The organism is Microbacterium terregens, assembly GCF_039534975.1.
Classification (GTDB): domain Bacteria; phylum Actinomycetota; class Actinomycetes; order Actinomycetales; family Microbacteriaceae; genus Microbacterium; species Microbacterium terregens.
Map to the genome: position 1 here is coordinate 3,211,615 of NZ_BAAAWH010000001.1, position 26,006 is coordinate 3,237,620.

A 26,006-nucleotide genomic window follows, 5' to 3' on the forward strand; every position below is an offset into this window, starting at 1 on the left:
CGTGCTCAGCGCGACAGGGGAACCTCGATCAGCTGGCGTCCGCCGACCGGCGAAGTGAGCGCCTGGTCGAGTGCTGCCCGCGTCGTCACGTGCTGATACTCCCAGCCGTAAGCGAGGGCGAGATGCTCGAACCGGGTGGTGTGGGGCGTGTACAGGACGCGATCCATCGCCTCCGCAGAGGCGACCGCCGCTACTTCGAGGTCGTCGAAGATCGTGCCACCGCCGTCGTTGCCCACGACGACCTGGATGCGCGGCTCGTCCTCGACGGGCGGCAGCAGCAGCGCGCCGACGTCGTGAAGCAGCGCCAGGTCGCCGAGCAGCACGCGCGTGACGCCGGGTCGGCCGCCGGCCTGGGAGCCGATCGCGATGCCGGTCGCGGTGGCGACCGTTCCGTCGATGCCGGCCAGGCCCCGGTTGGCGTGGACCGGAACCTTCTTGCCCCCGAGAAGATCGTCGGCGACGCGGACGAGCCGGGACGAGCCGAAGACCAGCCGGTCGTGCGGCCAGGTCGCCCGCCAGACCGCGTCGACGACCGCGGCCCGATCGAGCGGTGCACGCACGGCGGCCAGTTCCGCCTTGATCGCTTCGAGACGCTCCGCCGGAACGGCCGAGGACAGCCCCTCGGCGTCCGGTGCGGGCGGACTCAGATCGACGGATGCTTCGCGCGAAGCCTGAAGCCACTCGCCCAGCCACTGTCGGTCCGGCTCGCCGGATGCGACCGCGACCGCATCGACGGCGGTCGTCACGCCGTTGAGGTTGAGCGGCTCGCCGGGTCCGCGCACGGCGAGCACCGCGACATCCGGATCCGACAGCAGCACGGCGCTCTCGCGGCTGAGCGTGGGGTGTCCGAGCACGACGACCCGCTCGACGCGCCCGCCGAGCTGCGGATCGGACAGCAGCCGGCGGTAGCCGTGCACGAGGTTGCGGCCATACCGCGCCCCGCTGACGATCTCGGCGATGAGCGGCCAGCCGCCGGCGTGGGCGAGGGCTTCCGCACCCGGCCCCGCGTCAGCCCCGGCGAGCACGACCGTGCGCGGCCCGCGCTCGAGCACGTGCGGAAGGTGATCGGGCTCCGCCGGCTGATCCGCCTCGCCGATGCCCCCGCCACCTTGATAGAGGGCGCCGGATGCTTCGTCCTCAAGCGGCTCGTCGACGACCGGAGCGGCATCCGGGTCCGCCTCCGCGTTCGTCGTCAGCTCGGCCGTGGGGGCGCCCAGCCAGCGGGGCGCGTCCCCGCCCAGCGGCTCGCGGAACGGGACGTTCAGGTGCACCGGACCAGGCGCCCGCGTCCCGGCACCCAGCGCCGCCTCGACCGCATCCGCGGCGACCTGGCGCAGCATGAGGCTCTGCTCGCCGTCCCCTTTGGGATCGGTCTCCTCCGGCACCGGAAGATCGGCCTCGAGGCGAGCATTCGGCGAGAACAGCCCCAGCTGCCGTGTCGTCTGGTTCGCACCGACGCCACGCAGCTCCGGGGGTCGGTCCGCGGTGAGGAGGAGCAGCGGCACTCCGGCGTGGTGGGCTTCGAGGGCGGCCGGCACCAGGTTGGCCGCCGCGGTTCCCGACGTGCAGATCACCACCGCCGGCATGCGCGTCTCGCGCCCGATGCCGAGCGCGGTGAACCCGGCGACCCGCTCATCGATGCGCACGTGCAGACGCACCGCGCCACGTCGCTCCAGCTCGGCCGCGACGAGAGCGAGCGCCTGCGAGCGCGAGCCCGGGCTCAGCACGATATGGCGGATGCCGAGATCCACGAGCGCACCCAGCAGTGCCGCTGCGGCATCCATCGCCGGAGAGGGGAAGGGCCGGTCATCGTCGATGGCCGGGACCGAAGCGGGGTCGTCCCCGAGCGCGCCGAACGCGGCTCCCCGGTCGTCCACCACTAGCCGACGGCGCCGCGCTGGCCGCGTGTGTCTTCGTCGCCGTCCGTGGGGCGATCCGTCCCGCGCTTGGGTGCGTCGGGAGCGGGTGCGCCCGACGCGGGGGCTCCGGTCGCCGGTGTCGCGGGGCTGCCGGCGGTGGCCGCGCCGCCGGGTGTGGCCCAACGGGGGTCGTCGTCTTCGGCGTCGAGCAGCGCGAGCTCTTCTTCGAGGCGGCGGATGCGCTCGTCCTGATCGCTCAGCGTGCCGATCTTCTCGAGGAACTCGGGGTCGTCATCGGGAGCGCGCCGGGCCGCCACGGTGGAGCGGCGGACGCGTCCGACGGTCAGCCAGAGAAGGCCACCCAGGACGGGCATCAGAACGACGATGAGGATCCAGATCGGCTTGCTCACACCGCGATGCCGGGTGGCAGGCTGCACACTGCAGTCGACGATGGTGTAAACCCAGAACGCCGTGGCCACCAGCGCCAGAATAAGCAGGACTCTCGGCACCCCTCCATCCTAGGCGCGCACGGGGCTCCGCGGTCCGCCTGTGACCGGACCGAGACTCCTCCCACCTGGGAATGCGCTCAACGGGGTCGACTTAGGATGGACGGATGAACGCCCGCTCCGCCCTCGTCTATACGGCGCTGAGGCTGCTCGCATTCCTCGTGCCGTTCGGCATCCTGATGATCTTCCCGATCTTCCGCGAGCTCTACTGGCTTGCCGCGATCTTCGCCGCACTCATCGGACTGAGCCTGTCGCTGCTGTTCCTGCGACGCCCGCTCACCGAGGTGACGACCGAACTGGCGCAGCGCCGCGCGAACGCGAAGGCCACGACCACGGACGAAGACGTCGAGGACGCGCTCGCGGAGGGCGCTCCGCAGGCCTCAGCCGACGAAGGCCCACAGCAGGAACGCACCGTAGGCGACTGAGGTCAACGACACCAGCGTGAGCGCCACCACGAGCTCCCGTGGCACACGGTAGGTCCAGACGATCAGGATCGCCGGCAGCGCTGCCAGGAGCGCGAGCAGCGTGAGCCACGCGATCGGGTAGAACAGGGCCAGGAAGCCGGCGATGACGAACGGCGCCAGGACGAAGAGCGTGAACAGCGCACGGGTCCAGCGACGGCCGATCAGCACGGTGAGCGTGCGCTTCTTGGCGGCGCGGTCCTGGTCGATGTCGCGGAGATTGTTGGCGAGCAGGACCGCGCACGCCAGAAGGCCCGCGCCGACCGCGCCGAACCACGCCTCCTGCGGCACCGTGAGCACCTGCACGAATGTCGTTCCGGCAGTGGCGACGAGCCCGAAGAACACGAACACGAACAGCTCGCCGAGGCCGTAGTACCCGTAGGGGCGCTTTCCGCCGGTGTAGAACCACGCGGCGACGAGACATACCGCCCCGACCAGCAGCAGCCACCACTGCTGACTGCGGATCACCAGCGCGAGCCCGGCCACCGCGGCGATCGCGAAGAAGATCAGCGCGGCGATGAGGACCGCTCGCGGCGATGCCTTGCGGGATGCTGTCAGGCGAGCGGGACCGACCCGGTGCTCATCCGTGCCGCGGATGCCGTCGCTGTAGTCGTTGGCGAAGTTGACGGCGATCTGCAGGCTCACCGACACCACGAGGCACAGCAGCGCGATGACCCAGTGGAACAGCCCGTCCACGAGGATCGCGGCTCCGGTCCCGATCAGGACCGGGGTGATCGCCAGCGGCAGCGTGCGCAGGCGCGCTCCACCGATCCAGTCCCCGACGGTCGCCTTCTCGACGTGCCGCGGGTCGCGCGCCTCGTGCACCCGCTGCGGGTTGCCGCGGTGCGGTTGCTTGCGAGGACCGGGACGCTTGCGCTTCTTACTGGGGGTGCCTGTCACGAGGTGCCATCCTACGGGCTGAGCAGCGCCGTCCGCGGCCGCCTGAGCAGTCGCGCGCGGCTCAGTGCAGCGCGGCGACGGCCCCGCGGATCGCTTCGCGGTCCGGCTTGCCGCTCGGCAGCGTGGCGATCTCGTCCACGAGCACGAGGCGCGTGGGTCGCGCATGCGGGCCCACGTCCTCGGCGACCGCGGCACGGGCCTCCTCCAGCTGAACCGACTCGCTTCGCCGGAGCGCTTCACCACGCGGCACCACGACGACGGAGGCTTCGCCCCATCGCGCGTCGGCGACCCCGACCACGACGGCCGACTCGAGTCCGGCGATCGACTGCACCACGCGTTCGACCCGGTCGAGGGACACGTTGATCCCTCCCGATACGATCACGTTGTCGATCCGGCCGCGCACGCGCAGGAGGTCGTCCTCGAAGATGCCCGCGTCCCCGGTGCGGTACCAGCGGGTGCCGTCCGCATCGCGGGGGAACGCGGCATCCGTCGCCGTCGGTTCCCCGAGGTAGCCCTCGGCCAGGGTCGGGCCCGCGATCTGCACCTCGCCGTCGACGATTCGCAGCGAGACGCCGCGCAGGGGGCGGCCGTCGTACACGCATCCCCCACTGGTTTCGGTCGAGCCATAGGTGCGGACCACTCGCACACCGGCATCCTGAGCCCGTTCGAGCGTCGCCGGCGCGATCGCCTGACCGCCCACCAGGATCTGTTCGAAGGAACGCAGCCCAGCCAGTACCGTGTCGTCGTTCCGACCCGCATCCAGCAGCGTGGTCAGCTGTGCGGGCACGAGCGAGGTGTACGTGCGGACACGTTCGCCGCGGTCGGTCGAGACCATCATGAGCGCCGCAGCGGTGAACGCTTGCGGCGTGAACGCGCCGGTGAGCCACGCCGGCTCGCGGTCGGCGACGATCGAGCGGACGAGCACTTGGAGCCCTGCGACGTAGCTCGCCGGCAGGGCGAGCAGCCACGCGCCGTCGCCGACACGATCGGCGGTCGCCAGCGCACTGGCGGTGAGGGCGTCGCGGCTGAGCACGACACTCTTGGGAATGCCCGTGGACCCCGAGGTCGTCACCACCACGGCGGTGCCGGCGCGCACCTCCGTCGGCAGGCCGCTCAGCATTCCGAGCCCGAGCGCGGGACCGGCCCCGTGGAGGGCACCCCGCAGCGCGCGCAGGATCTCGCGCGGGTCGTCGCCGAGGACGGGTTCGAGCCTCATTGCTTCCTCAGAAATGCCAGGGGTACGGCGACCAGTCGGGGTCGCGCTTCTCGAGGAACGAGTCGCGGCCTTCGACGGCCTCGTCGGTGCCGTAGGCGAGGCGCGTGGCCTCGCCCGCGAACACCTGCTGCCCGACCATACCGTCATCGACCGCGTTGAAGGCGAACTTCAGCATGCGGATGGCGGTGGGCGATTTCGTCAGGATCGTGCGCGCCATGGCGATCGCCTCGCGCTCGAGTTCGGCGTGCGCAACCACGCGGTTGACGGCGCCCATCTCGTACGCGCGCTGCGCCGAGTACTCCTCCGCGAGGAAGAACACTTCACGCGCGAACTTCTGGCCGATCTGGCGGGCGAAGTACGCCGAGCCGTAGCCCGCATCGAAGGAGCCGACGTCCGCATCGGTCTGCTTGAACCGGCCGTGCTCGGCGCTGGCGATCGTGAGGTCGCAGACCACGTGCAGCGAGTGGCCGCCGCCGGCCGCCCAGCCCGGGACGACCGCGACCACGACCTTCGGCATGAAGCGGATCAGCCGCTGCACCTCGAGGATGTGCAGGCGGCCGGTGGCGTGCGCCAGCGAGCCGGGGGTCTGGGGCGGAGCCCCGGTAGGCGCGTGCGCCAGCGAGCCGGGGGTCTGGGGCGGAGCCCCGGTAGGCGCGTGCGCCGGCGAGCCGGGGGTCTGGGGTGGAGCCCCGGCGGCCTCACCTCCGGCATCCGCGTACTGGTAGCCGTCACGACCGCGGATGCGCTGGTCTCCGCCGGAGCAGAAGGCCCAGCCACCGTCCTTCGCGCTCGGGCCGTTGCCGGTGAGCAGTACGACGCCGATGCGCGGATCCTGTCGCGCGATGTCGAGCGCCCGATGCAGCTCGTCGACCGTGTGCGGCCGGAAGGCGTTGCGCACCTCGGGGCGGTTGAACGCGATGCGGGCGATACGACCGTCGGGCGATACGTGCGCGGTGACGTCGGTGTACGAGTCGGAGCCGGGGGCGTCGACCCACGCGGCGGGATCGAACAGCTCGGACACGATCATGGGCGGCCGCCGTTCTTGGCGTCCCGCCACGCCAGCCAGGAGCGCACGAGGTCGTAGTCGTAGTCCGGGCCGCGGAAGGCGAGGGTGAAGAGGCGGACGCCGCCGTCGAAGAGCTGGTCTGCCCCTTCCTCCGTGCGTCGCGCCAGTTCGTTGGACAGGATGAGCGTGGAGGTGTCGCGCCCTTCGCGCTGGGCCCACTTCTCGATGACGGAGAGCTTGTGCGGCAATTCCTCCGGGTGAACGAAGCTGTGCCAGTAGTCGGCGTACCGCGCCACGAGTCGAAGCGTCTTCTGCTCGCCCTTGCCGCCGATCATCACCGGGATCTTGCGGGTCGGCGGCGGCTTGAGGGCATCCCAGCGAGCGTGGATGCGGGCCAGTCCCTCAGCGAGGTCGTCCAGCCGGGTGCCCGGCGTGCCGAACTCGTAGCCGTACTCGTCGTAGTCCTTCTGGAACCACCCCGCGCCGGTGCCCAGGATGAACCGGCCCTCGCCGCCCTTTGCGCTCATGTGGTCGATCGTGCGAGCCATGTCGGCCTGCAGGTCGGGGTTGCGGTAGCTGTTGCAGTTCACGAGCGCACCGAACTCGACTCGCTCGGTCTGCTCGGCCCACGCGCCGAGCATGGTCCACGACTCGAAATGACTGCCGTCGGGGTCGCCGGTGAGCGGGAAGAAGTGGTCCCAATTGAACAGGATGTCGACGCCCATGTCTTCGAGCCTGCGAACGGCATCACGCATTTCGGAGTAGGTGACGTGCTGCGGCTGGATCTGGACGCCCAGCCGTACGGGGGTATCGGTGAGCATCCACCCAGCCTATTGCCGTGCGGATGCCGCGGACCGTCATGGTGGTCGGCACGACGAGGCGACGGACCGGCGGCGCGCCATGGGCACTACGCGCGGGCGGATCGCGCAGCGATGCCGGGACCGGGAAGACCCCGGCCCCGGCATCCGTCACCGTGTCAGCGGCGAGCGCGCACGGTCTTGATCGTCACGTCGACGATGTCCCACAGCGCGACGCCCGCGAAGATGAAACCGGTGACCACGCTGACGATCGCGGTGACGGTCGCGCCGTCGTCGGGCACGAGAGTCGGGAAGTAGTCCGGGTTCAGCAGCTGTCCCTGAGCGAGGAGCACCAGCGCCGGGATCGCGACGGCGAGCGCGAGCACCGCGTTCACGATCGCGAACGGCGGGGTCCACCGCCCGACGAGGTAGACCACGACGGCGAGTGCGGCCTCCAACCCCATCAGGACGAAGAGCCCGGCGATCCACCACGGCCACAGGCCCGGGTTGAGGAAGGACAGCGGGGCGTCGGTTGCCGTGACCGACGGAGGAACGAAGCCGATCGTGAGGTCCCAGATGATCGCCCCCGCGGCGATGGCCAGGAACACGAGCGTGGCGAGCATGTCGCCGAAGCCGACGCCGCGCGGCCCGGGCTCGGGCAGCTGGTCTACGGTCCACACGGTGAACTCCTTGCCGGAGTCCGCACCCGTGCGCTCGACGATCACGAAGACCAGGGTGGTCCAGAAGGCGAGGTTGACCGCCACCGAGATGAGCGTCGCGATGACACTGCCGATGACCTCGCCGACGCCGGCGCCGCTCAGGATCTGGCCGAGCGCCACGCCCACCGCGGCGACCGGGAGCACGATCGCCAGCAGCAGCTTGAGCAGCCGCCACCAGTCGAGGTAGTGGCGGGGACCGATGAGGTACAGCGACCGATCGGTGTAGCCCGCGGCCAGCTTGTCGGGATCGCCGAGTTCGGTGAGCACGGCGATCTCGGCGGCGCCCTGCGGCTCGCCGTCGCCCACGCGGGCGTCGACCTGATCCTCGATGGACGCGCGCAGCTCGGCGCGCAGGTCGGCGCGCTGCTTCTCGGGCACCGTGCGCATCGCGGCGGCGACATAGCGTTCGGTGAGAGTCGTAGCGGTCATGTCAATCCTCCTGAGGAAGTGCATCGATCGCCGCGGCGATCGCATGGAAGTCATCGGTGAGAGCGGCGGCCAGTCGTGACCCCGCGGGGCTGGTGCGGTAGAACTTGCGCGGCCGGGCCTCGTCGGTGTTCCACTCGCTCGTGAGATGTCCCTGCTTCTCCAGACGGCGCAGCAGCGGGTAGAGCGTGTTGGCGTCGGTCTCGAATCCCCGTGCGCTGAGTTCCTCGAGCAGCCCGTAGCCGTAGCCCGGGCTCTTCAGCAGCCGCAGGCAGGCGAGGACCGCTGTACCCCGCCTCAGCTCCTGCAGGTGGGTGTCGAGTGCTTCCGTCTCGCTCATGGCTCACACGTTACTGTGTTTCACACACTATCGTCAAGCACACATCGCAGTGTGCGTTGCTTCCTCGCCCCGCGGAGTCCGACCGTGCACAACGTCGCTCATCGCGCCATGCCGCGGGCACCGACCGTCGAGATGCAGCCGGCCGCCGCGCCGTGCACGGCCGGATCAGCGACGATGTGCACGCAACGGGCTTCCCCCGCCTGGGGTTCAGTCGACGACCTGCCGGGCCTGAGGGACCATGATGGAGGCGTGAGCAACGACGCCGCAGCATCCTTCCCCTCCCTCGCCGATCTGCTGGACTCGGTGCGGGTGGTCGCCCTCCCCCTTGTCACGCGGTTCCGCGGGATCGAGGTCCGCGAGGCGGCCCTCCTGCAAGGACCCGAGGGATGGACGGAGTTCTCCCCCTTCCTCGAGTACGAAGACGCCGAGGCCTCGGTCTGGCTCGCCGGTGCCATCGACTTCGGATGGACGCCCCTGCCGACTGCTCACCGCGACCTGATCCCCGTCAACGCCACCGTGCCGGCGGTGGAGGCGGCAGCCGTTGCCGACGTGCTCGCGCGTTACGACGGATGCCGCACCGCGAAGGTCAAGGTCGCCGAAGCCGGACAACGGCTGGCGGACGACGTGGCCCGGGTGCGCGCGGTCCGCGAGGCGATGGGTCCGGAGGGCCGCATCCGCGTCGACGCCAATGGCGCCTGGAACCTGGACGAAGCCGAACACGCCATCCACGCGCTGGCCGAGTTCGACCTCGAGTACGTCGAGCAGCCGTGCGCCACCATCGACGAGCTCGCCGAGCTGCGGCGTCGCGTGAAGTATCTCGGCATCCCGATCGCGGCGGACGAGAGCGTCCGCAAGGCCGCCGACCCGCTCGCGGTCGCCCGTGCCGGGGCAGCCGACATCATCGTGGTCAAGGCGCAGCCGCTCGGCGGGGTCCGCCGCGCGCTCGAGATCGTGGCCGAGTCGGGTCTGCCCGCCGTCGTCTCCAGCGCCCTGGAGACCTCGGTCGGGCTGGCGATGGGGGTCGCGCTGGCCGCCGCCCTCCCCCAGCTGGACTACGACTGCGGGCTGGGAACGGCCGCACTGCTGACGGCGGATGCCGCCTCCCCCGCTCTCGTGCCCCACAACGGAGTGCTGCCCGCGGGTCGGGTGGCTGCCGATGCCGCACTGATGGACCGATACACGGCATCCGAGGATCGCCAGGAGTGGTGGCGTGCGCGCATCGCGCGGTGCCATTCCGAACTCGTGCGCGCGAGCGCTCGTGCGCACGCCTGAGGCGGCGCTCCCGCTCAGGCGGGAGGCGGCTCGATGACCAGCTGCGCCACGCGGGCGATCTCCTCGCTCGTGCGACGGCACACCGCCGCGTAGTCCAGCCCGGCCATCGTTGCGCGCACGGACTCGCTCTCCCACACCGTGAGCATCAGCCGGGCGACCTCATCGGCGGGCACGCGGAACCTCAGCGTCTTGGCCTGAGCGATGTCGCTGATAATCTGAGCGACGCTCGCGCGCATCTGCGCGTCCTGCGCGAGATAGGCCGCGCCGAGCTGCGGGTCGCGCAGGGCGTGGATGCGGATCTCGCTCATGAGCAGGATCGCGAGGCGGTCGTCCCCCGAGACGTCGAGCACCTGCTGGACCAGCGACAGCGCGTCGGTCGCGACGTCGTGCAGCTGTCCCCCGCGCTCGAGCTGGGCCACGCGCTCCCGCACGCCGTCGACACGAGCCCGGGCCACGCGGCCGGCGAGCTCGAGGAACAACTCGTCCTTCGACTCGAAGTTCGAGTAGAACGCACCGCGCGTGAAGCCGGCACGGTCGCAGATCGCCTCGACGGATGCCGCGTCCAATCCCTCTTCGGCGAACACCTGGGCCGCCGCGTCCAGGAGCTTCTGAACGGTGGCCTCGCGGCGGCGTGACGTCACGACGACGGCGTCGGTCATCAGTCCTCCTCAGGTGGTCGCTTCTCGACCGTGTTCGAAATACACACGCAGCACTCAGGTTGAGGGCCACAACGCGACCTACGATACACTCATGTATCCGATACAGCACTGTATCCAACCTGTCTGAAACCTGGTAGCCCGGAGGCGCTGTGTCCACTCTTCTCTACGCCCTCGGCCGTTGGTCGTACCGGCACTCGTGGCGGGTGCTGGTCGCCTGGCTGCTGCTGCTCGGCATCGCGGGCGCCGGGGCGGTGACACTCGGTCAAGGCACCGACAACTCCTTCTCCATCCCCGGCACCGAGTCGCAGGCCGGCATCGAACAGCTGGCGCGCACGTTCCCCCAGGCCAGCGGCACCAGTGCCCAGATGATCGTGGTGACGGCCGATGACGCGCCGATCGGGCAGAGCCCGTACGATTCGGCGATCGCGGACAGCATCGCCGACCTCGAGGACCTCGACGGTATCCTCGCCGTCACCGACCCGTTCAGCGAGATTGTCAACGGACAGGTGTCCAAGGGCGGCGACGCGGCGATCGTGCGCATGCAGTTCGACGGCCAGTCGACGGACGTGCCTCCGGCCACGAAGACCGCCCTTCAGGATGCCGCGGCCGAACTGCGCGAAGCGCTTCCCACCGGTTCCGTCGTCGAGCTCGGCGGGGACCTGTTCGCGATCTCCGTGCCGGGCGTGACGATCACCGAAGCCGTCGGCCTGCTGATCGCCCTTCTCGTGCTGATCGTGACCTTCCGTTCGTTCGTCGTCGCAGGCCTGCCCCTGCTGACGGCGATCATCGGCGTCGGGCTCTCGATCGCGCTGATCTTCCTCTCCACGGCGTTCGCGAGCATCTCCTCCACCACCCCGCTGCTGGCACTCATGCTCGGGCTCGCCGTCGGGATCGACTACGCCCTGTTCATCGTCGCCCGACATCAGGATCAGGTGCGTGACGGGATGGACCCCGAGGAGTCCGCCGCGCGGGCGACGGGGACGGCCGGCTCCGCCGTCGTCTTCGCCGGCGTCACCGTGCTCATCGCGCTGATCGGACTGTCGTTCGCCGGCATCCCGTTCCTGACGACGATGGGCATCGCCGCCGCCGCCGCCGTCGCGATCGCCGTTCTCGTGGCGCTCACCCTCACCCCCGCGATGCTGGGGTTCCTGAAGGGCCGCGTCGCGGGCTGGCCGAAGCGCCCGCGCAAGAAGAAGGCCCAGACCACTCCTCGGCGCGGATTCGCCGAGCGGTGGGTCGGACTCATCACGAAGCATCCGGTCGTGACGACCGTCTCCGTCGTACTCACCCTCGGGATCATGGCGATCCCCGCGGCAAGCCTGGCCCTCGCCCTGCCCAACGCCGGAATGCTGCCGCAGGACAACGAAGCCCGCCAGAGCTACGACCTGGTGGCCGAGGAGTTCGGACCCGGCTTCAACGGGCCGATCATCCTCACCGGGACGATCGTGACCTCCACCGATCCGGTGGGTCTGATGAGCGACCTCGCCGACGACGTGGAGAGCCTGCCCGGCGTCGAGACGGTCGCCCTCGCGACGCCCAACGAGACCGCGGACACCGGCATCGTGCAGCTGGTCCCCACGACCGCGCCCGATGACCCCGCCACGGCGGAACTCGTGCGGGAGCTCCGCGACCAGCACGACCGCTGGCTGGACGATTTCGGCATCGACGTCACGGTCACCGGGTTCACGGCGGTCGCGATCGACATCTCCGATCAGCTGGGCGCCGCCCTCCTGCCTTTCGGCATCTTCGTCGTCGGTCTCTCGCTCGTGCTCCTGACGATCGTGTTCCGCTCGATCGCCGTGCCGATCAAGGCCGCCCTCGGCTACCTCCTGTCCGTCGCGGCCGCGTTCGGCGTCGTCGCGGCGGTGTTCGAGTTGGGCTGGCTCGCCGACCTCCTGCACGTGACGCGGACCGGTCCGATCATCAGCTTCATGCCGATCGTGCTGATGGGTGTGCTCTTCGGCCTCGCCATGGACTACGAGGTGTTCCTGGTCTCGCGCATGCGCGAGGACTACGTGCACGCCCGCCGCACCGGTGCGACACGCGCTGAATCGCGCGCGATCGCGCTCGGCGCGGTGAAGTCCGGCTTCACCTCCTCCGCGCGCGTCGTCACCGCGGCGGCGCTGATCATGTTCGCCGTCTTCGTCGCCTTCGTGCCCGAGGGAGATGCCTCGCTCAAGCCGATCGCACTCGGTCTGGCCGTCGGCATCGTCATCGACGCGTTCCTGGTCCGCATGACGCTCACCCCTGCCGTGATGGCGCTGCTCGGGGATCGCGCGTGGTGGCTGCCGAAGTGGCTGGACCGGGTCGTTCCCCACTTCGACATCGAGGGCGAGGCCGTCCAGCGCGAACTCGCGCTCACCGACTGGCCCGAACCGGGCTCTACGGCGGCGGTCGTCGCGGCCGACCTGTCCGTGAGTGCCGGCGATGTCCACCTCGTCGACGGCGTCGGACTTCGCGTCGAGAAGGGCGGCGCCCTGATCGTGACCGCGAAGGACGCGCGCGGACCTCGTGCGCTGCTGCTCGCCCTGGCGGGCCGCGCCCCGCTCGTAGGACGCGCCCGCGTCGGCGGGCACCTGCTGCCCGGCCGCGAGGCGTGGGTGCGGGCACACGTCGCCGTCGCGCTGCTGGACGGCTCCGCGCAGCCGGTGCGCGACCTGCGCCGCGCCCTCGCCGGCGCACCCCGCATCCTGGTGATCGACGGCCTCGACGCCCTGACTCCGGCTGCCGTGCACGATCAGGCCGCCGCAGCGCTGAGGGATGCCGCATCCGCCACCCCGGGAATGAGCCTTGTCGTCGCGTGCGCCCACCCCGACGCCGCTCGCGCGCTGCTCGCGGACGCGGGCTGGCCGGACGCGCCGGTCCTCGACGTCACGGTGACCACGCGGGCTCACCCGGCGAGCTCCCTCGATTCGATCCCCCCGCGGCCGACGGCCGTTCCCACGACAGAGGTGCACGCATGACCCTCCACATCGAACGGGCGCGTTCGCGCCGCCCGATCACCTGGCTGACGCTCGTCGGCGTCCTGCTGCTGCCGGTGCTGATCGGCGGCATCCTCGTCGCCGCCCTGTACAACCCGGCTGAGCGGCTCGACAGCATGAGCGCCGCGATCGTGAACGAGGACGAGCCCGTCACGATCGATGACCAGTACATCCCGCTCGGGCGCCAGCTGACCGCGGGCCTGGTCGAGGGTTCCGACGAGATCGCCAGCAACCTCGACTGGTCGATCTCCAACTCCGAGGACGCGGCCGCGGGCCTCGCCGACGGCACGTACCAGGCGGTGGTGACGATCCCGCAGAACTTCTCGGCGGCCGCGACCTCCACCGCTCCCGGCGGCACCCCCGAGCAGGCCACCATCGAGGTGGCCACGCCCCCCGACTCCAAGGTCGTCGACGACGCCATCACTGCCCAGGTGACCTCGGCCGCGGCATCCATCATGGGCCAGCAGCTGTCGCAGGTGTACCTCGAGAACGTGTTCCTCGGCTTCACGACTCTCGGCGACCAGCTCGGCGAAGCGGCCGACGGGGCCACCCAGCTCGCGGACGGAGCCACCCAGGCGGCGTCCGGCGCCACCGCCCTCGCGGGCGGCACGGCGCAGCTGAGCAGCGGCGCGTCCGCCCTCGCATCCGGCGCGAACGAGCTGGGGGCCGGACTCGACACGATCGCCGGCGGCATCCGCTCGGCGTCATCCGGCGCGACGCAGCTCGCCGACGGGGTGAACTCCGGCGCGGCGACGATCGAAGCCGACGGCATCGTCCCGCAGCAGCTCAGCGACCTGGCCGCCCAGTCGGCGGGCGCCACCTCGGGCGCAGCGAACCTCGCGGGCGGCGTCGCCGCCTCGGTCGGCGCGCTTGCCGCGCAATGCGCGACCGTCAGCACGGACACCGCGTTCTGCGAGAGCCTTGCGACCGCGGCGGCCGATGCGACCGCGGCGGCGCAGACCGCGGGCGGCGCCGCGCAGGCCGCCGGTGGAACGTCGTACGCGCTGGGACAGTTCGACACCGCGGCCAGCGCGCAGTTCGCGTCGCAGTTCCGCACGATCGGGTCCAACGTCGGCGCGCTCTCGGGCGGGCTCGAGCAGCTCGCGGGCGGCACCGACCAGTCGGCTGCGGGGGCACGGCAACTGAGCTCGGGTGCGACGCAGCTCGCGGGAGGCATCGACGAGGCAGGGACGGGAGCGACCTCGCTCGCGGATGGCGTCGCCCAGCTGGCCAGCGGGACGGCGACCCTCGCGGATGGCCTGGATCAGGCATCCGCCGCCGTTCCCTCGTACACCGACGCGGATGCGACCAGCCTCGCGACGGTCGTCTCGGATCCAGTGACGACCGATGGCGTCGGCTCGTCGCTGTTCGGCGCGTCGGCGGTGCCTCTGCTGTCGACACTCGCGCTCTGGTTCGGCGGCCTCGGCACGTTCGTGGCCCTGCAGGCGGCATCGCGACGCGCTCTCACCTCGCGGTCGCCGTCCGGCCTGCTCGCGCTGCGCGGGCTCGCGCCGGCCGCGGTGCTCGGTGCCGTGCAGGGACTCCTCGTCGCGGGCGTCGTGCAACTGGCGGCGTCGTATGACTGGGGACAGTGGTCGATGTTCGCCGCGCTCTGCGTGATCGCCGGCATCGCCTTCGCCGCGGTCAACCAGGCTCTGGTCGCCGTGTTCGGTGGCGCAGGGCGGTGGCTGGCCGCCCTCGTCGGCGTGCTGGCGGTCGCGACCGGAGTGGTCTCGACGGTGCCGGGCGTACTGGCGGATACCGCAGCACTGCTGCCGACCGCCCCGGCGTACAACGGGATGCTGGCCGCATTGACGGATGCCGCGGGCCTCGGCGCCGGCATCGCGGGGCTTCTGATCTGGTCACTGCTCGCGTTCATCGCGACGACCCTCGCCGTGGCGCGGCGACGCGTGGCGAACGCGCGAGACCTGCTCGCGGCATCCCCCGCCCCCGCGTAGCGGCCCCGAGCCTCCGGGGCTCCCGTTGACCCCGGCCCGGGGGTTGGGGGAGTTCCCTGTCGTGCGGGCTCCCTGTTCCGGGGGTTGGGGCTCCCCTGTCACAACCTGCAACCCGCACCGGCACATTGCGACAGGCGAACCGATGGGCCGCACCCCGCGCCGCTCACCCCGCGCCCTACCCCGGGGGCTCCCCTTTCCCGGACCCTGGGGGCTCCACTGTCACAACCTGCGACCCACACCGGCACATTGCGACAGGCCAACCGATAGGCCGAACCCCGCGCCACTCACCCAGACCTTCACCGCGGGGGCTCCCCTGTCGCAAGCTGCGACCCGCGCGGGCGTGTTGCGACAGGCGAGCTCTGAGAGCGACGGGCGAGGGATGCCGAGACCGCGGCAACCGGGACGAACGACCGCGCGACTCAGCACGCCACACCAACGACCGCGCGACTCAGCACCGCGCGACTCACCGCGCCACATGAACGACCGCGCGACTCAGCTCAGGCCGGAGTACGCGTGCAGGCCCTTGAAGAACATGTTCACGATCGTGAAGTTGAACATCACGGCGGCGAAGCCGATGATCGACAGCCACGCCGACCGCGACCCGCGCCAGCCGCGCGTCGCGCGGGCGTGGATGTATCCGGCGTAGAGCACCCAGATGACGAAGGTCCACACTTCCTTCGTGTCGAAGCCCCAGTACCGACCCCAGGCGTCGTTGGCCCAGATCGACCCGGCGATGAGCGTGAAGGTCCAGAAGATGAAGCCGATGATCGCGAACCGGTACGCGATCGACTCGAGGGCGTCGCTGCCGGGCAGCGTGCGAAGGAACCGCGGCCCCGTCTTCGGTACGGCGGCGTCGCCGGTCGCGGCATCCGCCATGCCGATCTTGCGCTCGCGACGCGCCTGCATCAGCTGCAGCACCGAGAGCCCGAAGGCCAGCGCGAACAGCGCCGTCGCCAGCGAGGCCACGAAGACGTGGATCACCAGCCAGATGCTCTTGAGCGGGTCCATCAGCGGCGAGATCTCGACATAGAACGCCAGCGCCGCGCCGCCCAGCAACAGCACCACCATGCCGGTGATGAACGAGCCGAGGAACCGCAGGTCGTAGCGCAGGAGCGAGACGAGGTACACCGCGACGATGAGCATGGTGCCCGTCAGGGCGAACTCGTACATGTTCGACCACGGAACGCGCGATGCCGCGATGCCGCGGGTGACGTCTCCGGCGACGTGGAAGAGGAAGCCGAGCACCGTCAGCGCAGTGCCGATGCGCGCCCAGATCAGCCGCGGGCGCTGGCTCGGACGCGCGGTGAACGCCCGCTCCGCGGCACGTTCCTGATCGCGCATCCGTGCACCGGCTGCCCGGCCGGCGGGTGCGGCGACGGATGCCGCGGCCGATGCCCCGACGGACACGAGCTCGCGCTCGCGGGTCGCCTCGTCCTGCGCGTCGACGGCGCTCGCGCCGCGGCGCGCCAGGTCGACGGCATAAGTGATGAACGCGAGCGCGTAGATCGCGATCGCGGTCCACACGAGCAGCACGGAGACCGTGTCGAGCGAGAGGGGTGTGCCAGGCATGGATTCAGTCTACGCGGGGCGGATCGTCGGATCCCTGGGCGGACTGCGCCCCTGCGGAGGCGGAACCGGAGCCGGAGCCGGAACCGGAACCTGAGGCGGCGCCGGAGCCCGAAGCGAAACTGGAAGCGGCTCCGGAGCCGGAACCTCGCTCGCCCGCGGAACCCCCGCCGCGCCCGGCCGCAGGGCTCGGCTCGCCCGCCGGCGCGGACACCTGCTCGCGCAGCAGCGGCTCCAGCGAGGTGGTGTGCTTCACGACGATCTGGTCCAGCGCCGCGGCGATGGTCGGGTCCTCGCCGCGTGCGAGTCCGGCGTACTCGAGCCGCAGCGTGTGCCCGTCGGCGGTGGCCTTGACCCAGATCCGGCGGCGCGGGATGAACAGGGCGGCGAGCAGCCCCAGTACCGCGAGCACGGCGAAGGCGAGGACCCACGTGGCCGCGGCATCCCGATGGACCGACAACGACACGAATCGCTTGACGGACTGGTCGTAGCCCTCGGCGCCCGCGGGCGCCTCGTTCTCGAACGTGATCGTGCCCAGGCCGTCCGGCAGCTCGGCCGTCTGGCCGGGTGCGAGTTCGATCGACCCGACGTCGACGGCCCGCCCGGTGAGCTGGGTCATGCCGGTCGGGTCGAGGGTGTACACCGAGCGGGGCGTGCCATCGTCGATGCCGAGGTCGCCGGCGTAGACGTCGAGAGTGACGACCGGGTTGACGAGTGCGGGATACGCGGACGTGAACGCACCGGTGGTCAACGGCGCCTGTGTCGGGTAGAAGAAGCCGACGAGCCCCAGTTGTTCGGGCATGCCGTCGGGCACCTTGATGACCCCGAGGGATGTCATGTTCGTGTCCTGCGGCAGGAAGGGCACCGACTCCGAGAACACGGTCGTGCCCGCGGCATCCCTGATCGTGATCGTCGGCGCGTATCCGTTGCCCATCAGGTAGACCCGGTCGCCCTCGATCTCGAGCGGATGGTTGACGCGCACCTCACCCTGCACCGGCTCCTGGCCCGCGAGCTGCGTCGTCAGATGCGCGATGAAGTCGCCCGCCTGACCCGCACCCTGCGTGCCCGAGGGCTGGTAGGTGACACTGAACTCGTCGAGGGTCATCGAGTACGGTGCGAGCTGCTCCTCGTCCACGAAGCGGCCCGGGTTGAACGAGGTGTAATCGAGCATCGTGTTGACGAAGGTGCCCCCCTCGACGATGACGCCCTGGCCCGTGTAGGTGTAGCCGCCCCCGAGCCCGACCGCGACCAGGACGCCGATCAGGGCGGTGTGGAAGACCAGGTTCCCGGTCTCGCGCGCGTAGCCGCGCTCGGCGGAGACCGACAGCGTCCCGCGTGCGTCGTAGCGCTCGACCCGGTATCCCCCGCTGCGCAGCTGCGCGGCGGCGACATCGACCGCCGTCGCGGCGGCGGCCGCGGCATCCGCTCCGGGCGCGAGCTCCACGGTCGCCGCACGGTGGTCGGCGAGCCGCTCCAGGCGGGCGGGCGTTCGGGGCGGACGCGCCCGCAGCGCCTTCCAGTGGTGGCGCGAGCGCGGAATCACGCATCCGATCAGCGAGACGAACAGCAGGATGTAGATCGACGAGAACCAGATGGACGAGTAGACGTCGAACAGCTGGAGGTTGTCCAGAATCGGCGCGAGATCGGGGTTGTCGGCGAAGTACTGCGTCACACCGTTGGGGTCCGCGCTGCGCTGCGGCACGATGGACCCCGGCACGGCGGCGATCGCCAGCAGCAGGAGCAGGACCAGCGCCGTCCGCATGCTCGTGAGCTGGCGCCATCCCCAGCGCAGCCAGCCGACCGGGCCGAGCGCGGGCTGGGCGATATCGGAGGATGCCGCGACCGAATCGGCGTGATCCGCGGGTCGCAGCGTCCCCTCGGTGGGCTCCGGGGTGCCGGCAGCCTCAGAGCGGGAGCGGGACACTGAGGAACACCCCCTGCAGCTGAGCCATGAGGAGGGTCCAGACACCGGAGACCATCAGGATGCCGAGGACGACGAGCAGCACGCCGCCGACGATGTTGACCGTGCGGATGTGGCGGCGCAGGAACCCGACCGAACGCGTCGCCCACCCGAAGCCCAAGGTGAGGAGGATGAACGGGATGCCGAGACCCAGCGAATAGGCCAGCCCGAGCAGCCCCGCCCGAACCGGGTCGCCGAAGTTCCACGACATGGCGAGGATCGCGCCGAGGGTGGGTCCGATGCAGGGCGCCCAGCCGATGCCGAGAGCCAGCCCGAGCAGGGGAGCCCCGATCAGGCCGACGTTCCCGCGCACCTGCGGCTTGAACGTGCGCTGCGCGAACCCGAAGAGCCCGATGAACACGAGCCCGAGGAGGATCACGATCACGCCCATGACTCGCGTGATGGGGTCGGCGTATTCGAGGAAGAAGCGACCGACCGTACCGCCCAGGATGTTGACGGTCATGAAGACCACGGTGAATCCGGCGATGAACAGCAGCACGCCGACCAGAAGCCGGCCGCGACTGGGAGTCTCCGCGAGCAGGGTCGTGTCGGCTGGGGCGCCGGTCGTGCGCAGCGACGCGCGAGAGCCCGCGACGACCGGTTCCGGCCGCGGCGCGACGGAACCGCCGATGAATCCGAGGTACCCGGGAACGAGGGGCAGCACGCAGGGCGACAGGAACGACACGAGCCCGGCGAGCAGAGCGATCGGCAAGGCGAGCCAGAGCGCGCCGTCCGTGATGACCGCGCCGGGGTTCACGACGACTCCGCGAGCGCGTCGCGCACGAGGGCGGTCAGGATCGAGGCATCCGGAAGCTGGCCGATGATCCGGGCGGCGACGCGGCCGCCGGCGTCCAGGACCAGGGTCGTCGGCGTCGCTTGGATCGGGGTCTTCTCGGCGAAGGCCAGTTTGATCGCCGGCGTTTCGGATGCGATGGCGCTCGGGTACGTCACACCGTAGGTCTCGGCGAACGCCGCGGCCCCCTCGGCGGAATCGATGGTGTTGATGCCGAGGAACGCGACGTTCTCACCCTCGAAGGCGCCGTACGCCTTCTCGAGGTCGCCCGCCTCGGCGCGGCACGGACCGCACGCGGCGTACCAGAAGTTCACGACCAGCACGCCGCCGAGGTAGTCGTCGCTCTCGACAGTCGCCCCGGTCTCGGTGGTCGCCTCGAACACCACCGGTTCGGTGCGCTGGTCGGCGGGGATCTCCACGACGCGGAAGTCGCCCGCGATGTATCCCTTGTTCTCACCGGCCCGGTACTGCTCGGCCAACGGGTCGTTCGCGCACGCGGCGAGCGAGAGCGCCAGGGCAGCCGTGAGCAGCGCGACGGCGGCACGCCGTGCACCGATGGCTTGGGGAGATCTCATCAGACGGCCCCCACATCGACGGCACCCTCGGTCGACGCCGGCTCGGCATAGTCGGTCTCGCGCCACACGTCGCCCACGAGTTCGAAGCTGGTCACGCTCGAAAGCGCGCACCGGCGTCGGCGGGGGTCGTGCCGCGCCGGCAATCCCGCCACGGCGAGGTGCGTCACCCAGATCGGAAGCTGGTGACTGACAATGACCACGTCACCCGAATCGGTGCGGTGCCACGCCTCGCTCATCGCGTCCTGCATGCGCGTGACGACCTGCGCGTAGGGCTCGCCCCAGCTGGGGATCTCGGGTCGGGCGAGGTAGCGCCAGCTCGCCGGGTTGGCCAGTGCCCTGCTCATCCGCTTGCCCTCGAACACGTTGGTCGGCTCGATGACGCGCTCGTCGATCACGGGGTCCATCCCGAACAGCTCGGTGAAAGGCTCCGCGGATTCGCGCGTGCGCTGCAGCGGCGAAGCGATGAGGGCGCCGACAGCGCGCTCGAGCCCCTGGACGTACTCGGCCGCCTGGCGGGCCATCCGTCGGCCGTCAGCGCTCAGGCCGAAGCCGGGAAGCCGCCCGTACAGCACCCGGCGAGGGTTGTGGACCTCTCCGTGGCGCACGAGATGAAGGCGGTCTGCGGGCACGGATCCAGTCTACGGTGACGCCGTTGTGTGCTCGCTGAGGCGGGCGCTTTCCGCGTCCGCCCGCGCTAGCGTGACGGTGTGATCGACGACGGTGCGCCTGGCGACCGCGCGCCCGGTGACCGTGCCATCGACGGCGGGCGCGAGGACGGGGCGCCTGGGGAGCACGGGATGTACCAGGAGCTGCCCGTGCCCGCCGGGCTCGGGCAGGTCGTGGCGCGGCTGTGGATGCTCGAGGCGCATCCGCTGCGTCGGTTCGAGAAGATCCTTCCGCTGCCCTCCGTGCATGTCATCGTGAACCTCTCGACCCCCTACCGGCTCTTCGACCGCTCCGGTGTGGCGACGCTCGTCTCCGACGCGTTCGTGTCCGGCATCCAGTCGGAATACCTCGTCATCGAGTCGCCGCCACGGATCCGCCACGTGGGAGCCGAACTGCTTCCCGCAGCGCTCCCGGCGGTGACGGATGCCGCTCCCCCGGACGTGGTCGGTCGCGTGCGGGATGCCGGGACGCTGTGGACCGGAGTGGACCGCCTCGTCTCGGACGTACGCTCGGCGCCGACGCCCGCTGCCGCGATCGATGTGCTCGCACGCTTCCTCCTCGCGCATCGCACCGGCCGCGTGACCGATCCTCTGGTCGCCGGCGCGGTTGCGGCGATCCATGCCGAACCCTCCGGTCCGATCGCCGACCTTGCGGCCCGCGGCGGTGTGTCGCATCGCACGCTCATCGCTCGATTCCGCGCTGCGACCGGTCTCACGCCGAAGGCGTACGCACAGATCTGGCGCTTCCACACGTTCGTGCAAACGGTGCACGAGCAGCCGGGCGCGCCGGATAGGGCACGATCGCCGGACTGGGCGGCGCTGGCCGCGGCATCCGGTTTCTCCGACCAGCCGCACGTGATTCGCGCGTTCCGACGGTTCAGCGGCTGGACGCCCGCGGACTACTACCGGCGCGTCGTCGAGTTCGGACCGGATGCCGCGAGCTTCGTCCCGCTCGAGGACGTGCCGATCACGCGGGACTGAGGTGGCCCTGCTCAGGCGGGGAGGCCGCGCCCCGGGCGGCACCCCGACGCTGAGCACCGTCACGCCACCTCGTACGCCTCGCGCAGCCACCGGACCAGCTCGGCGTCGATCTCGTCGGCCGACCCGACGTCGACCCGGTGCGTGCACATACCGCCGGCCGCACGCAGCCGCCGGGTCGGCTCGGTGCCGCGCAGGTTCAGACCGATCTGCAGTCGCGTCGCGCTCGCCGCCTCGATCAGCGCGAACTGCTTGCTGCGCCGCAACGACACGCTGGTCTTCTTCGGCGCGATCTCGACATCGTCGCCGAAACCGCCCACTTCCGAGATCAGGCGATCGTACAGCGGTCGCAACGCGGCCTTGCGGCCCGCGTACTGCGCCTCGACCAGGTCGCCGGCGGTCGTCGCCTGACCACGCGCAAGCGATCGGGCGGCGATCAGGTTGGCGAAACCGTGCGAGACGCCGTACTCGCTCTTCAGGTGCGAGAGGATCTGCCCGTGCTTGTCGAACCCGGACGCATCGACCACCGCGAACCATTCATCCAGTCCTCGGCCGGTCTTGGCGGGCAGGTTGTCGATCATCGTCTGCGTTGCAGCGTCCACGTCCATGACCGCACGCTAGTGCGCGGGCTGCTCCGCGGATTGAACGTTCTTGACCCTGTCGGCGTCAGGGAACGCCCGCGGAGGCCATCGCCGCGCCGACGAACCAGCAGGCGATCACCAGCGGCGCGGCAACCAGCGGCACCCAGAAGGCGATCCGTCGCTTGACCAGCAGAACGATCGCGACCACGGCCGCGATGAGAAGGACCACCCAGGGCAGGCCGACAGCGGCCAGAACGCCGAGTCCGATGAGGTCGGTGTTGCACTGCATGGTGCCGCCGCACGGATCCGAGGCCATGACCAGGAACAGCCCGAAGTACGAGGTCATCAGCGCCAGGATGCCGACCCCCACGAGCAGGATGAGCGTGAGAACGATGTCCCACACGATCGCCGGTCGTTGCGGAGCCGGGGCGGGAGCCGCCATCGACACGGTGGCGGGCGGCTGACCGTAGGATGCGGCGGCGGGCGGTCCGGCGGGCGGAACAGGAGGAGGCGTGGTCACGCGTTCAGCTTAGGGAGGCTCGCTGCCGGGAGACGCCCGACCGGGTCTGCGGACACCGTCGACGACGGCGCCGCGACCGTGAGCCCCCGCGCGTCAGCGCTGCTGCGCCACATTGACCCGCAAGGGCTCAACTAGACTGTCCCCTCGTGAGTGAACGCGTTCTCGTCAAGCAGCTGCAGGCCCGATCCGATGGACCCGTTTCGGTGTCCGGATGGGTCGAAACCGTCCGTGATCAGAAGAAGGTGCAGTTCGTCATCCTTCGCGACGAGACCGGCGCCGTGCAGTTGGTGAACCCCGCGACCCGGTTCGACCCGGACGCGGCTGAACCGCAGAACGCCGAGGCGCTCGCGCTCACCGACACCATCTCGGCGCTGACTACCGGGACGTTCCTCACCGCACAGGGCGAGCTCAAGCACGACGAGCGCGTCAAGCTCGGCGGCGTCGAGATCAAACTCAGCGGGCTCGAGATCGCCGCGGCGGCGCTCCCCGAGACGCCCATCGCCGCCGACAGCGCGCAGGACAAGCGGATGGACTGGCGCTTCCTCGACCTGCGGCAGCGTCGCAACAACCTCATCTTCCGCGTGCAGACCACCCTCGAGCACGCGATGCGCACGTGGTGGATCGAGCGCGACTTCATCGAGATCCACTCCCCCAAGCTGATGAGCTCCGCCTCGGAGTCCAACGCGGAGCTGTTCGCCCTGGAGTACTTCGGGGAGCAGACTGCCTACCTGGCGCAGAGCCCCCAGTTCTTCAAGCAGATGGCGCAGTCGGCCGGCTTCGGCAAGATCTTCGAGATCGGCGACGTCTACCGCGCCGACCCGTCGTTCACCTCGCGGCACGCCACGGAGTTCACCAGCGTCGACGCCGAGATCTCGTGGATCGACTCGCACGAGGACGTCGCCCGCATGCAGGAGGAGCTTCTCGCCTTCGCGATCGGCGCTGTCCTGGAAAAGCACGGCGCCGAGATCGAGGAGCTGTTCGGCGTCACGCCGACCACCCCGACCATCCCGTTCCCCCGCATTCCGCTCGCCGAGGCCCGCGAGATCGTTGCGGCACGCGGCTACGAGATCCCTCGCACCGATGGTGACCTCGACCCCGAGGGCGAGCGCCAGATCTCGGCGCATGTCAAGGAGACCTATGGGCACGACTTCGTGTTCATCACGGACTACCCGCACGAGATCCGCGCTTTCTACCACATGCGGGATGCCGAGACCGGCCTCACGAAGAGCTACGACCTGCTTTACAACGGCGTCGAGATCACGACCGGCGCCCAGCGCGAGCACCGCGTCGACATCCTCATCGAACAGGCCAAGCAGAAGGGCCTCGAGCCGGAACACCTCGACTTCTACTTCGACTTCTTCCGGTACGGCGTGCCGCCGCACGGAGGCTTCGGCATGGGGCTGGCGCGCGTGCTGATGCTGCTGCTCGGCGAGTCCTCGATCCGCGAGGTCACGTACCTCTTCCGCGGTCCTACGCGCCTCTCGCCGTAAGGCGGGACTACGCGCGGACGGCCCTGTCGTCCGGGACGTTCAGCGCGGCCCGCAGGCGGTCCGCGGACACCCGCCAGTGCGCGTGCAGCTCACCGTCGATGAGCACCACCGGGATCTTCTCCCACCAGAGCTCGTAGAGGGCGGGATCGTCCGCGATCGACAGCTCCTCGACGACGATCCGGTCCTCCGGAGCCTCCGAGACCACGACGTCGACGATTTCGCGCGCCACGGCGCAGAGGTGGCACCCGGGCTTGCCGATCACGGTGACGGTGGTCATCGTCTCATCCTAAGCAGCGGATGGAGGGGGCGGACGCGTTCGCGTCGTCGTCAGCGCTCGACGGGGTAGCCGGACGAGACCCACTCGGCGGTACCGCCGTCGACGTTGGTGGCGTCGTAGCCCCGACCGGAGAGCGCCTCGACGACTCGTCCCGAACGCCCGCCGACCTGGCAGATCACGTCGAACGGTTCGGCGGGAAGCTGGTCGAGGTGCTCGCCCAGCGTCGACATGGGCAGGTTCACGGCGCCCGGCACATGACCGGTCGCGAACTCATCGGGTTCACGCACGTCGATGAGCGGTGTGCCGGATCGCTCGCGGAGCTGAGCAGTGGTGATGGATTTCATGTCGGACCTCTCTGCGCGCCGGTGCCGGCCACGCAGGACAGCGTGCGGGATGCACGAAGCGCCCGTCCACCGGACAGGCGCTTGGTGTGGTTGCCGCTACTTCTTGTTGCGGCGCTGGTGGCGAGTCTTGCGAAGCAGCTTGCGGTGCTTCTTCTTCGCCATGCGCTTGCGGCGCTTCTTGATGACTGAACCCACGGAAAACCTCACTAGATCGGGGTCTGGACGACCGACGCAGGCATGCGACAACCGCCCGGGAACGGGCAAGAATCTGAAAGCCTGTCGTCAGTCTATCAGGCGCTGCCCACGGCCTTGCACGGAGGGGCGGATTCCTGGTCAGCCGACGTCGGCGATCGGGCGCTGCAGCGCCTCGGTGACAGCCGACTCGGGGACACGATAGCTGCGACCGAAGCGCACCGCGGGAAGTTCGCCGGCATGGACCAGACGGTACACGGTCATCTTCGACACCCGCATGATGTCGGCGACCTCGGCGACCGTCAGAAAGCGCACATCAGGCAGCTCGGCCATGATCTCCCCTTCCGAGATGGTCTGCCATCACTCTATGGGGTGGCTGCGACACGTGTAAACCCATGTGGCCACTGGGAATGGATGCCGGCGGCACACGAAGACGCCGAGATCAGGCGCCGGGATGACGTGCGACGCGCTCTCGCGCCCCACGGACGGCTGTCCGCTGTGCCGGGAAGTCGCTTCTCGGCACAGGTCCGCTCAGCGTCCGGGAAGCTTCTTCAACGCAGACGCCACGGCGTGTTTGGCGGATGCCGCGGCGCGGCCGACCACCTCGGCGGCGTGCGCCGCGGAATCGGTGAGGGTGGTTGCTCCGGCCAGTTCTGACTCGGCATCCGCCCCATCGTCCAAGAACGGGATCAGCCAGTCATCGATCTCGTCCAACGGCGACGAGGACAGGCTGTAGTAACGGTGCTGGCCCTCTTCGCGGACCGACACCAGATGGGCCTCACGCAGGACCTTCAGGTGCTTGGAAACCGTCGGCTGGGACACGCCGAGCTGCTGCACGATATGCGACACACTCGTCCCGCGCTCGCCGGCGGACGAACGATCGAGGAGGAGTTGCAGGATGTCGCGACGGGTGCCGTCCGCGATCACGTCGAAGATGTCCGCCATGTGGATAGGTTAGCCGCGCA

The 26,006-nt window shown here is 70.2% G+C and carries 27 protein-coding genes; 6 read left to right on the top strand and 21 right to left on the bottom strand.

The window, feature by feature from the left end; translation table 11 throughout:
• Positions 1-5: 5 nt before the first annotated feature.
• Together menD and ABD655_RS15010 are read right to left on the bottom strand one after the other, a co-directional pair.
• Positions 6-1,784, bottom strand: coding sequence for a 2-succinyl-5-enolpyruvyl-6-hydroxy-3-cyclohexene-1-carboxylic-acid synthase (gene menD / locus ABD655_RS15005; RefSeq protein WP_344715884.1), 1,779 nt, complete (start codon positions 1,782-1,784; stop codon positions 6-8).
• Positions 1,785-1,879: 95 nt separating this feature from the next.
• On the bottom strand, positions 1,880-2,368 hold the full coding sequence (locus tag ABD655_RS15010; RefSeq protein ID WP_344715144.1) for a PLDc N-terminal domain-containing protein: 489 nt from the start codon (positions 2,366-2,368) through the stop codon (positions 1,880-1,882).
• A gap of 104 nt (positions 2,369-2,472) precedes the next feature.
• Between ABD655_RS15010 and ABD655_RS15015 the strand changes: the two genes are divergently transcribed.
• Complete coding sequence (locus tag ABD655_RS15015; RefSeq protein ID WP_344715145.1) at positions 2,473-2,790, top strand: DUF4229 domain-containing protein; 318 nt, start codon at positions 2,473-2,475, stop codon at positions 2,788-2,790.
• On the opposite strand, the gene ABD655_RS15020 is transcribed toward ABD655_RS15015, so the two are convergent.
• From ABD655_RS15020 to ABD655_RS15045, 6 genes are all read right to left on the bottom strand, one after another.
• Positions 2,746-3,726: a 1,4-dihydroxy-2-naphthoate polyprenyltransferase gene (locus ABD655_RS15020; RefSeq protein ID WP_344715146.1), complete on the bottom strand. Its 981-nt coding sequence runs from the start codon at positions 3,724-3,726 to the stop codon at positions 2,746-2,748. The genes ABD655_RS15015 and ABD655_RS15020 overlap by 45 nt on opposite strands.
• A 61-nt stretch (positions 3,727-3,787) precedes the next feature.
• Positions 3,788-4,942 (bottom strand): AMP-binding protein, encoded by a 1,155-nt coding sequence (locus ABD655_RS15025; RefSeq protein WP_344715147.1) that lies wholly within the window; start codon positions 4,940-4,942, stop codon positions 3,788-3,790.
• Between the two features lie 7 nt (positions 4,943-4,949).
• Entirely contained in the window at positions 4,950-5,969 is a 1,020-nt protein-coding gene (locus tag ABD655_RS15030; RefSeq protein ID WP_344715148.1) for a 1,4-dihydroxy-2-naphthoyl-CoA synthase, read from the bottom strand.
• The gene (locus ABD655_RS15035; RefSeq protein WP_344715149.1) at positions 5,966-6,769 is read right to left on the bottom strand and encodes an LLM class F420-dependent oxidoreductase; all 804 of its coding nucleotides are present in this window, start codon (positions 6,767-6,769) and stop codon (positions 5,966-5,968) included. Before ABD655_RS15035 ends, ABD655_RS15030 begins: the two co-directional genes overlap by 4 nt.
• A gap of 155 nt (positions 6,770-6,924) precedes the next feature.
• A complete protein-coding gene (locus tag ABD655_RS15040; protein WP_344715150.1) occupies positions 6,925-7,893 on the bottom strand; it encodes a permease prefix domain 1-containing protein in 969 nt (322 codons plus the stop codon).
• A 1-nt stretch (position 7,894) separates the two neighbouring features.
• Positions 7,895-8,230 carry a PadR family transcriptional regulator gene (locus ABD655_RS15045; RefSeq protein WP_344715151.1) on the bottom strand — a complete coding sequence of 112 codons (336 nt, stop codon included), beginning with the start codon at positions 8,228-8,230 and terminating at the stop codon, positions 7,895-7,897.
• 249 nt (positions 8,231-8,479) lie between these two features.
• Here ABD655_RS15045 and ABD655_RS15050 point away from each other — a divergent pair, with 249 nt between their 5' ends.
• Complete coding sequence (locus ABD655_RS15050; RefSeq protein ID WP_344715153.1) at positions 8,480-9,502, top strand: o-succinylbenzoate synthase; 1,023 nt, start codon at positions 8,480-8,482, stop codon at positions 9,500-9,502.
• A gap of 14 nt (positions 9,503-9,516) precedes the next feature.
• Here the strand turns inward: ABD655_RS15050 and ABD655_RS15055 are convergent, their stop codons facing one another.
• Positions 9,517-10,161, bottom strand: a complete 645-nt coding sequence (locus tag ABD655_RS15055; protein ID WP_344715155.1) for a TetR/AcrR family transcriptional regulator — start codon at positions 10,159-10,161, stop codon at positions 9,517-9,519.
• 149 nt (positions 10,162-10,310) lie between these two features.
• On the opposite strand from ABD655_RS15055, the gene ABD655_RS15060 reads away from it, so the two are divergent.
• Positions 10,311-13,124 (top strand): MMPL family transporter, encoded by a 2,814-nt coding sequence (locus ABD655_RS15060; RefSeq protein ID WP_344715156.1) that lies wholly within the window; start codon positions 10,311-10,313, stop codon positions 13,122-13,124.
• A complete protein-coding gene (locus ABD655_RS15065) occupies positions 13,121-15,100 on the top strand; it encodes a YhgE/Pip domain-containing protein (protein ID WP_344715158.1) in 1,980 nt (659 codons plus the stop codon). The genes ABD655_RS15060 and ABD655_RS15065 overlap by 4 nt, the downstream gene beginning before the upstream one ends.
• Before the next feature lie 492 nt (positions 15,101-15,592).
• Here the strand turns inward: ABD655_RS15065 and ccsB are convergent, their stop codons facing one another.
• The 5 genes from ccsB to ABD655_RS15090 are packed head-to-tail and all read right to left on the bottom strand — an operon-like array spanning position 15,593 to position 20,623.
• Positions 15,593-16,669, bottom strand: coding sequence for a c-type cytochrome biogenesis protein CcsB (gene ccsB / locus ABD655_RS15070; RefSeq protein ID WP_344715160.1), 1,077 nt, complete (start codon positions 16,667-16,669; stop codon positions 15,593-15,595).
• A 4-nt stretch (positions 16,670-16,673) separates the two neighbouring features.
• Positions 16,674-18,590 carry a cytochrome c biogenesis protein ResB gene (resB, locus tag ABD655_RS15075; protein WP_344715162.1) on the bottom strand — a complete coding sequence of 639 codons (1,917 nt, stop codon included), beginning with the start codon at positions 18,588-18,590 and terminating at the stop codon, positions 16,674-16,676.
• The gene (locus ABD655_RS15080) at positions 18,571-19,383 is read right to left on the bottom strand and encodes a cytochrome c biogenesis CcdA family protein (RefSeq protein WP_344715164.1); all 813 of its coding nucleotides are present in this window, start codon (positions 19,381-19,383) and stop codon (positions 18,571-18,573) included. The genes resB and ABD655_RS15080 overlap by 20 nt, the downstream gene beginning before the upstream one ends.
• The gene (locus tag ABD655_RS15085) at positions 19,380-19,994 is read right to left on the bottom strand and encodes a TlpA family protein disulfide reductase (RefSeq protein WP_344715166.1); all 615 of its coding nucleotides are present in this window, start codon (positions 19,992-19,994) and stop codon (positions 19,380-19,382) included. Before ABD655_RS15085 ends, ABD655_RS15080 begins: the two co-directional genes overlap by 4 nt.
• Complete coding sequence (locus ABD655_RS15090; protein WP_344715168.1) at positions 19,994-20,623, bottom strand: histidine phosphatase family protein; 630 nt, start codon at positions 20,621-20,623, stop codon at positions 19,994-19,996. Before ABD655_RS15090 ends, ABD655_RS15085 begins: the two co-directional genes overlap by 1 nt.
• A 78-nt stretch (positions 20,624-20,701) precedes the next feature.
• Here ABD655_RS15090 and ABD655_RS15095 point away from each other — a divergent pair, with 78 nt between their 5' ends.
• On the top strand, positions 20,702-21,640 hold the full coding sequence (locus ABD655_RS15095) for a helix-turn-helix domain-containing protein (protein WP_344715169.1): 939 nt from the start codon (positions 20,702-20,704) through the stop codon (positions 21,638-21,640).
• 59 nt (positions 21,641-21,699) lie between these two features.
• On the opposite strand, the gene ABD655_RS15100 is transcribed toward ABD655_RS15095, so the two are convergent.
• On the bottom strand, positions 21,700-22,245 hold the full coding sequence (locus ABD655_RS15100) for a DUF4287 domain-containing protein (RefSeq protein WP_344715171.1): 546 nt from the start codon (positions 22,243-22,245) through the stop codon (positions 21,700-21,702).
• A gap of 58 nt (positions 22,246-22,303) precedes the next feature.
• Complete coding sequence (locus ABD655_RS15105) at positions 22,304-22,738, bottom strand: DUF6264 family protein (protein ID WP_344715173.1); 435 nt, start codon at positions 22,736-22,738, stop codon at positions 22,304-22,306.
• 146 nt (positions 22,739-22,884) lie between these two features.
• Here ABD655_RS15105 and aspS point away from each other — a divergent pair, with 146 nt between their 5' ends.
• Positions 22,885-24,228 carry an aspartate--tRNA(Asn) ligase gene (gene aspS / locus ABD655_RS15110; protein ID WP_344715175.1) on the top strand — a complete coding sequence of 448 codons (1,344 nt, stop codon included), beginning with the start codon at positions 22,885-22,887 and terminating at the stop codon, positions 24,226-24,228.
• 7 nt (positions 24,229-24,235) lie between these two features.
• Here aspS and ABD655_RS15115 read toward each other — a convergent pair whose 3' ends face one another.
• From ABD655_RS15115 to ABD655_RS15135, 5 genes are all read right to left on the bottom strand, one after another.
• Positions 24,236-24,505 carry a glutaredoxin family protein gene (locus ABD655_RS15115; protein ID WP_344715177.1) on the bottom strand — a complete coding sequence of 90 codons (270 nt, stop codon included), beginning with the start codon at positions 24,503-24,505 and terminating at the stop codon, positions 24,236-24,238.
• A gap of 50 nt (positions 24,506-24,555) precedes the next feature.
• On the bottom strand, positions 24,556-24,849 hold the full coding sequence (locus tag ABD655_RS15120) for a rhodanese-like domain-containing protein (protein WP_344715178.1): 294 nt from the start codon (positions 24,847-24,849) through the stop codon (positions 24,556-24,558).
• Positions 24,850-24,945: 96 nt separating this feature from the next.
• On the bottom strand, positions 24,946-25,044 hold the full coding sequence (locus ABD655_RS15125; RefSeq protein WP_003792170.1) for a 30S ribosomal protein bS22: 99 nt from the start codon (positions 25,042-25,044) through the stop codon (positions 24,946-24,948).
• 138 nt (positions 25,045-25,182) lie between these two features.
• Positions 25,183-25,374 (bottom strand): helix-turn-helix domain-containing protein, encoded by a 192-nt coding sequence (locus ABD655_RS15130; RefSeq protein WP_091707949.1) that lies wholly within the window; start codon positions 25,372-25,374, stop codon positions 25,183-25,185.
• A gap of 198 nt (positions 25,375-25,572) precedes the next feature.
• Positions 25,573-25,986: an ArsR/SmtB family transcription factor gene (locus ABD655_RS15135; protein ID WP_344715184.1), complete on the bottom strand. Its 414-nt coding sequence runs from the start codon at positions 25,984-25,986 to the stop codon at positions 25,573-25,575.
• Positions 25,987-26,006 lie beyond the last annotated feature (20 nt).

Coding starts and splice junctions, on each gene's coding strand:
- menD (WP_344715884.1), bottom strand. CDS start 1,784: ATGGATGCCGCAGCGGCACTGCTGGGTGCGCTCGTGGATCTCGGCATC.
- ABD655_RS15015 (WP_344715145.1), top strand. CDS start 2,473: ATGAACGCCCGCTCCGCCCTCGTCTATACGGCGCTGAGGCTGCTCGCA.
- ABD655_RS15025 (WP_344715147.1), bottom strand. CDS start 4,942: ATGAGGCTCGAACCCGTCCTCGGCGACGACCCGCGCGAGATCCTGCGC.
- ABD655_RS15030 (WP_344715148.1), bottom strand. CDS start 5,969: ATGATCGTGTCCGAGCTGTTCGATCCCGCCGCGTGGGTCGACGCCCCC.
- ABD655_RS15035 (WP_344715149.1), bottom strand. CDS start 6,769: ATGCTCACCGATACCCCCGTACGGCTGGGCGTCCAGATCCAGCCGCAG.
- ABD655_RS15040 (WP_344715150.1), bottom strand. CDS start 7,893: ATGACCGCTACGACTCTCACCGAACGCTATGTCGCCGCCGCGATGCGC.
- ABD655_RS15045 (WP_344715151.1), bottom strand. CDS start 8,230: ATGAGCGAGACGGAAGCACTCGACACCCACCTGCAGGAGCTGAGGCGG.
- ABD655_RS15055 (WP_344715155.1), bottom strand. CDS start 10,161: ATGACCGACGCCGTCGTCGTGACGTCACGCCGCCGCGAGGCCACCGTT.
- ABD655_RS15065 (WP_344715158.1), top strand. CDS start 13,121: ATGACCCTCCACATCGAACGGGCGCGTTCGCGCCGCCCGATCACCTGG.
- ccsB (WP_344715160.1), bottom strand. CDS start 16,669: ATGCCTGGCACACCCCTCTCGCTCGACACGGTCTCCGTGCTGCTCGTG.
- ABD655_RS15085 (WP_344715166.1), bottom strand. CDS start 19,994: ATGAGATCTCCCCAAGCCATCGGTGCACGGCGTGCCGCCGTCGCGCTG.
- ABD655_RS15100 (WP_344715171.1), bottom strand. CDS start 22,245: ATGGACGTGGACGCTGCAACGCAGACGATGATCGACAACCTGCCCGCC.
- ABD655_RS15115 (WP_344715177.1), bottom strand. CDS start 24,505: ATGACCACCGTCACCGTGATCGGCAAGCCCGGGTGCCACCTCTGCGCC.
- ABD655_RS15120 (WP_344715178.1), bottom strand. CDS start 24,849: ATGAAATCCATCACCACTGCTCAGCTCCGCGAGCGATCCGGCACACCG.
- ABD655_RS15130 (WP_091707949.1), bottom strand. CDS start 25,374: ATGGCCGAGCTGCCTGATGTGCGCTTTCTGACGGTCGCCGAGGTCGCC.
- ABD655_RS15135 (WP_344715184.1), bottom strand. CDS start 25,986: ATGGCGGACATCTTCGACGTGATCGCGGACGGCACCCGTCGCGACATC.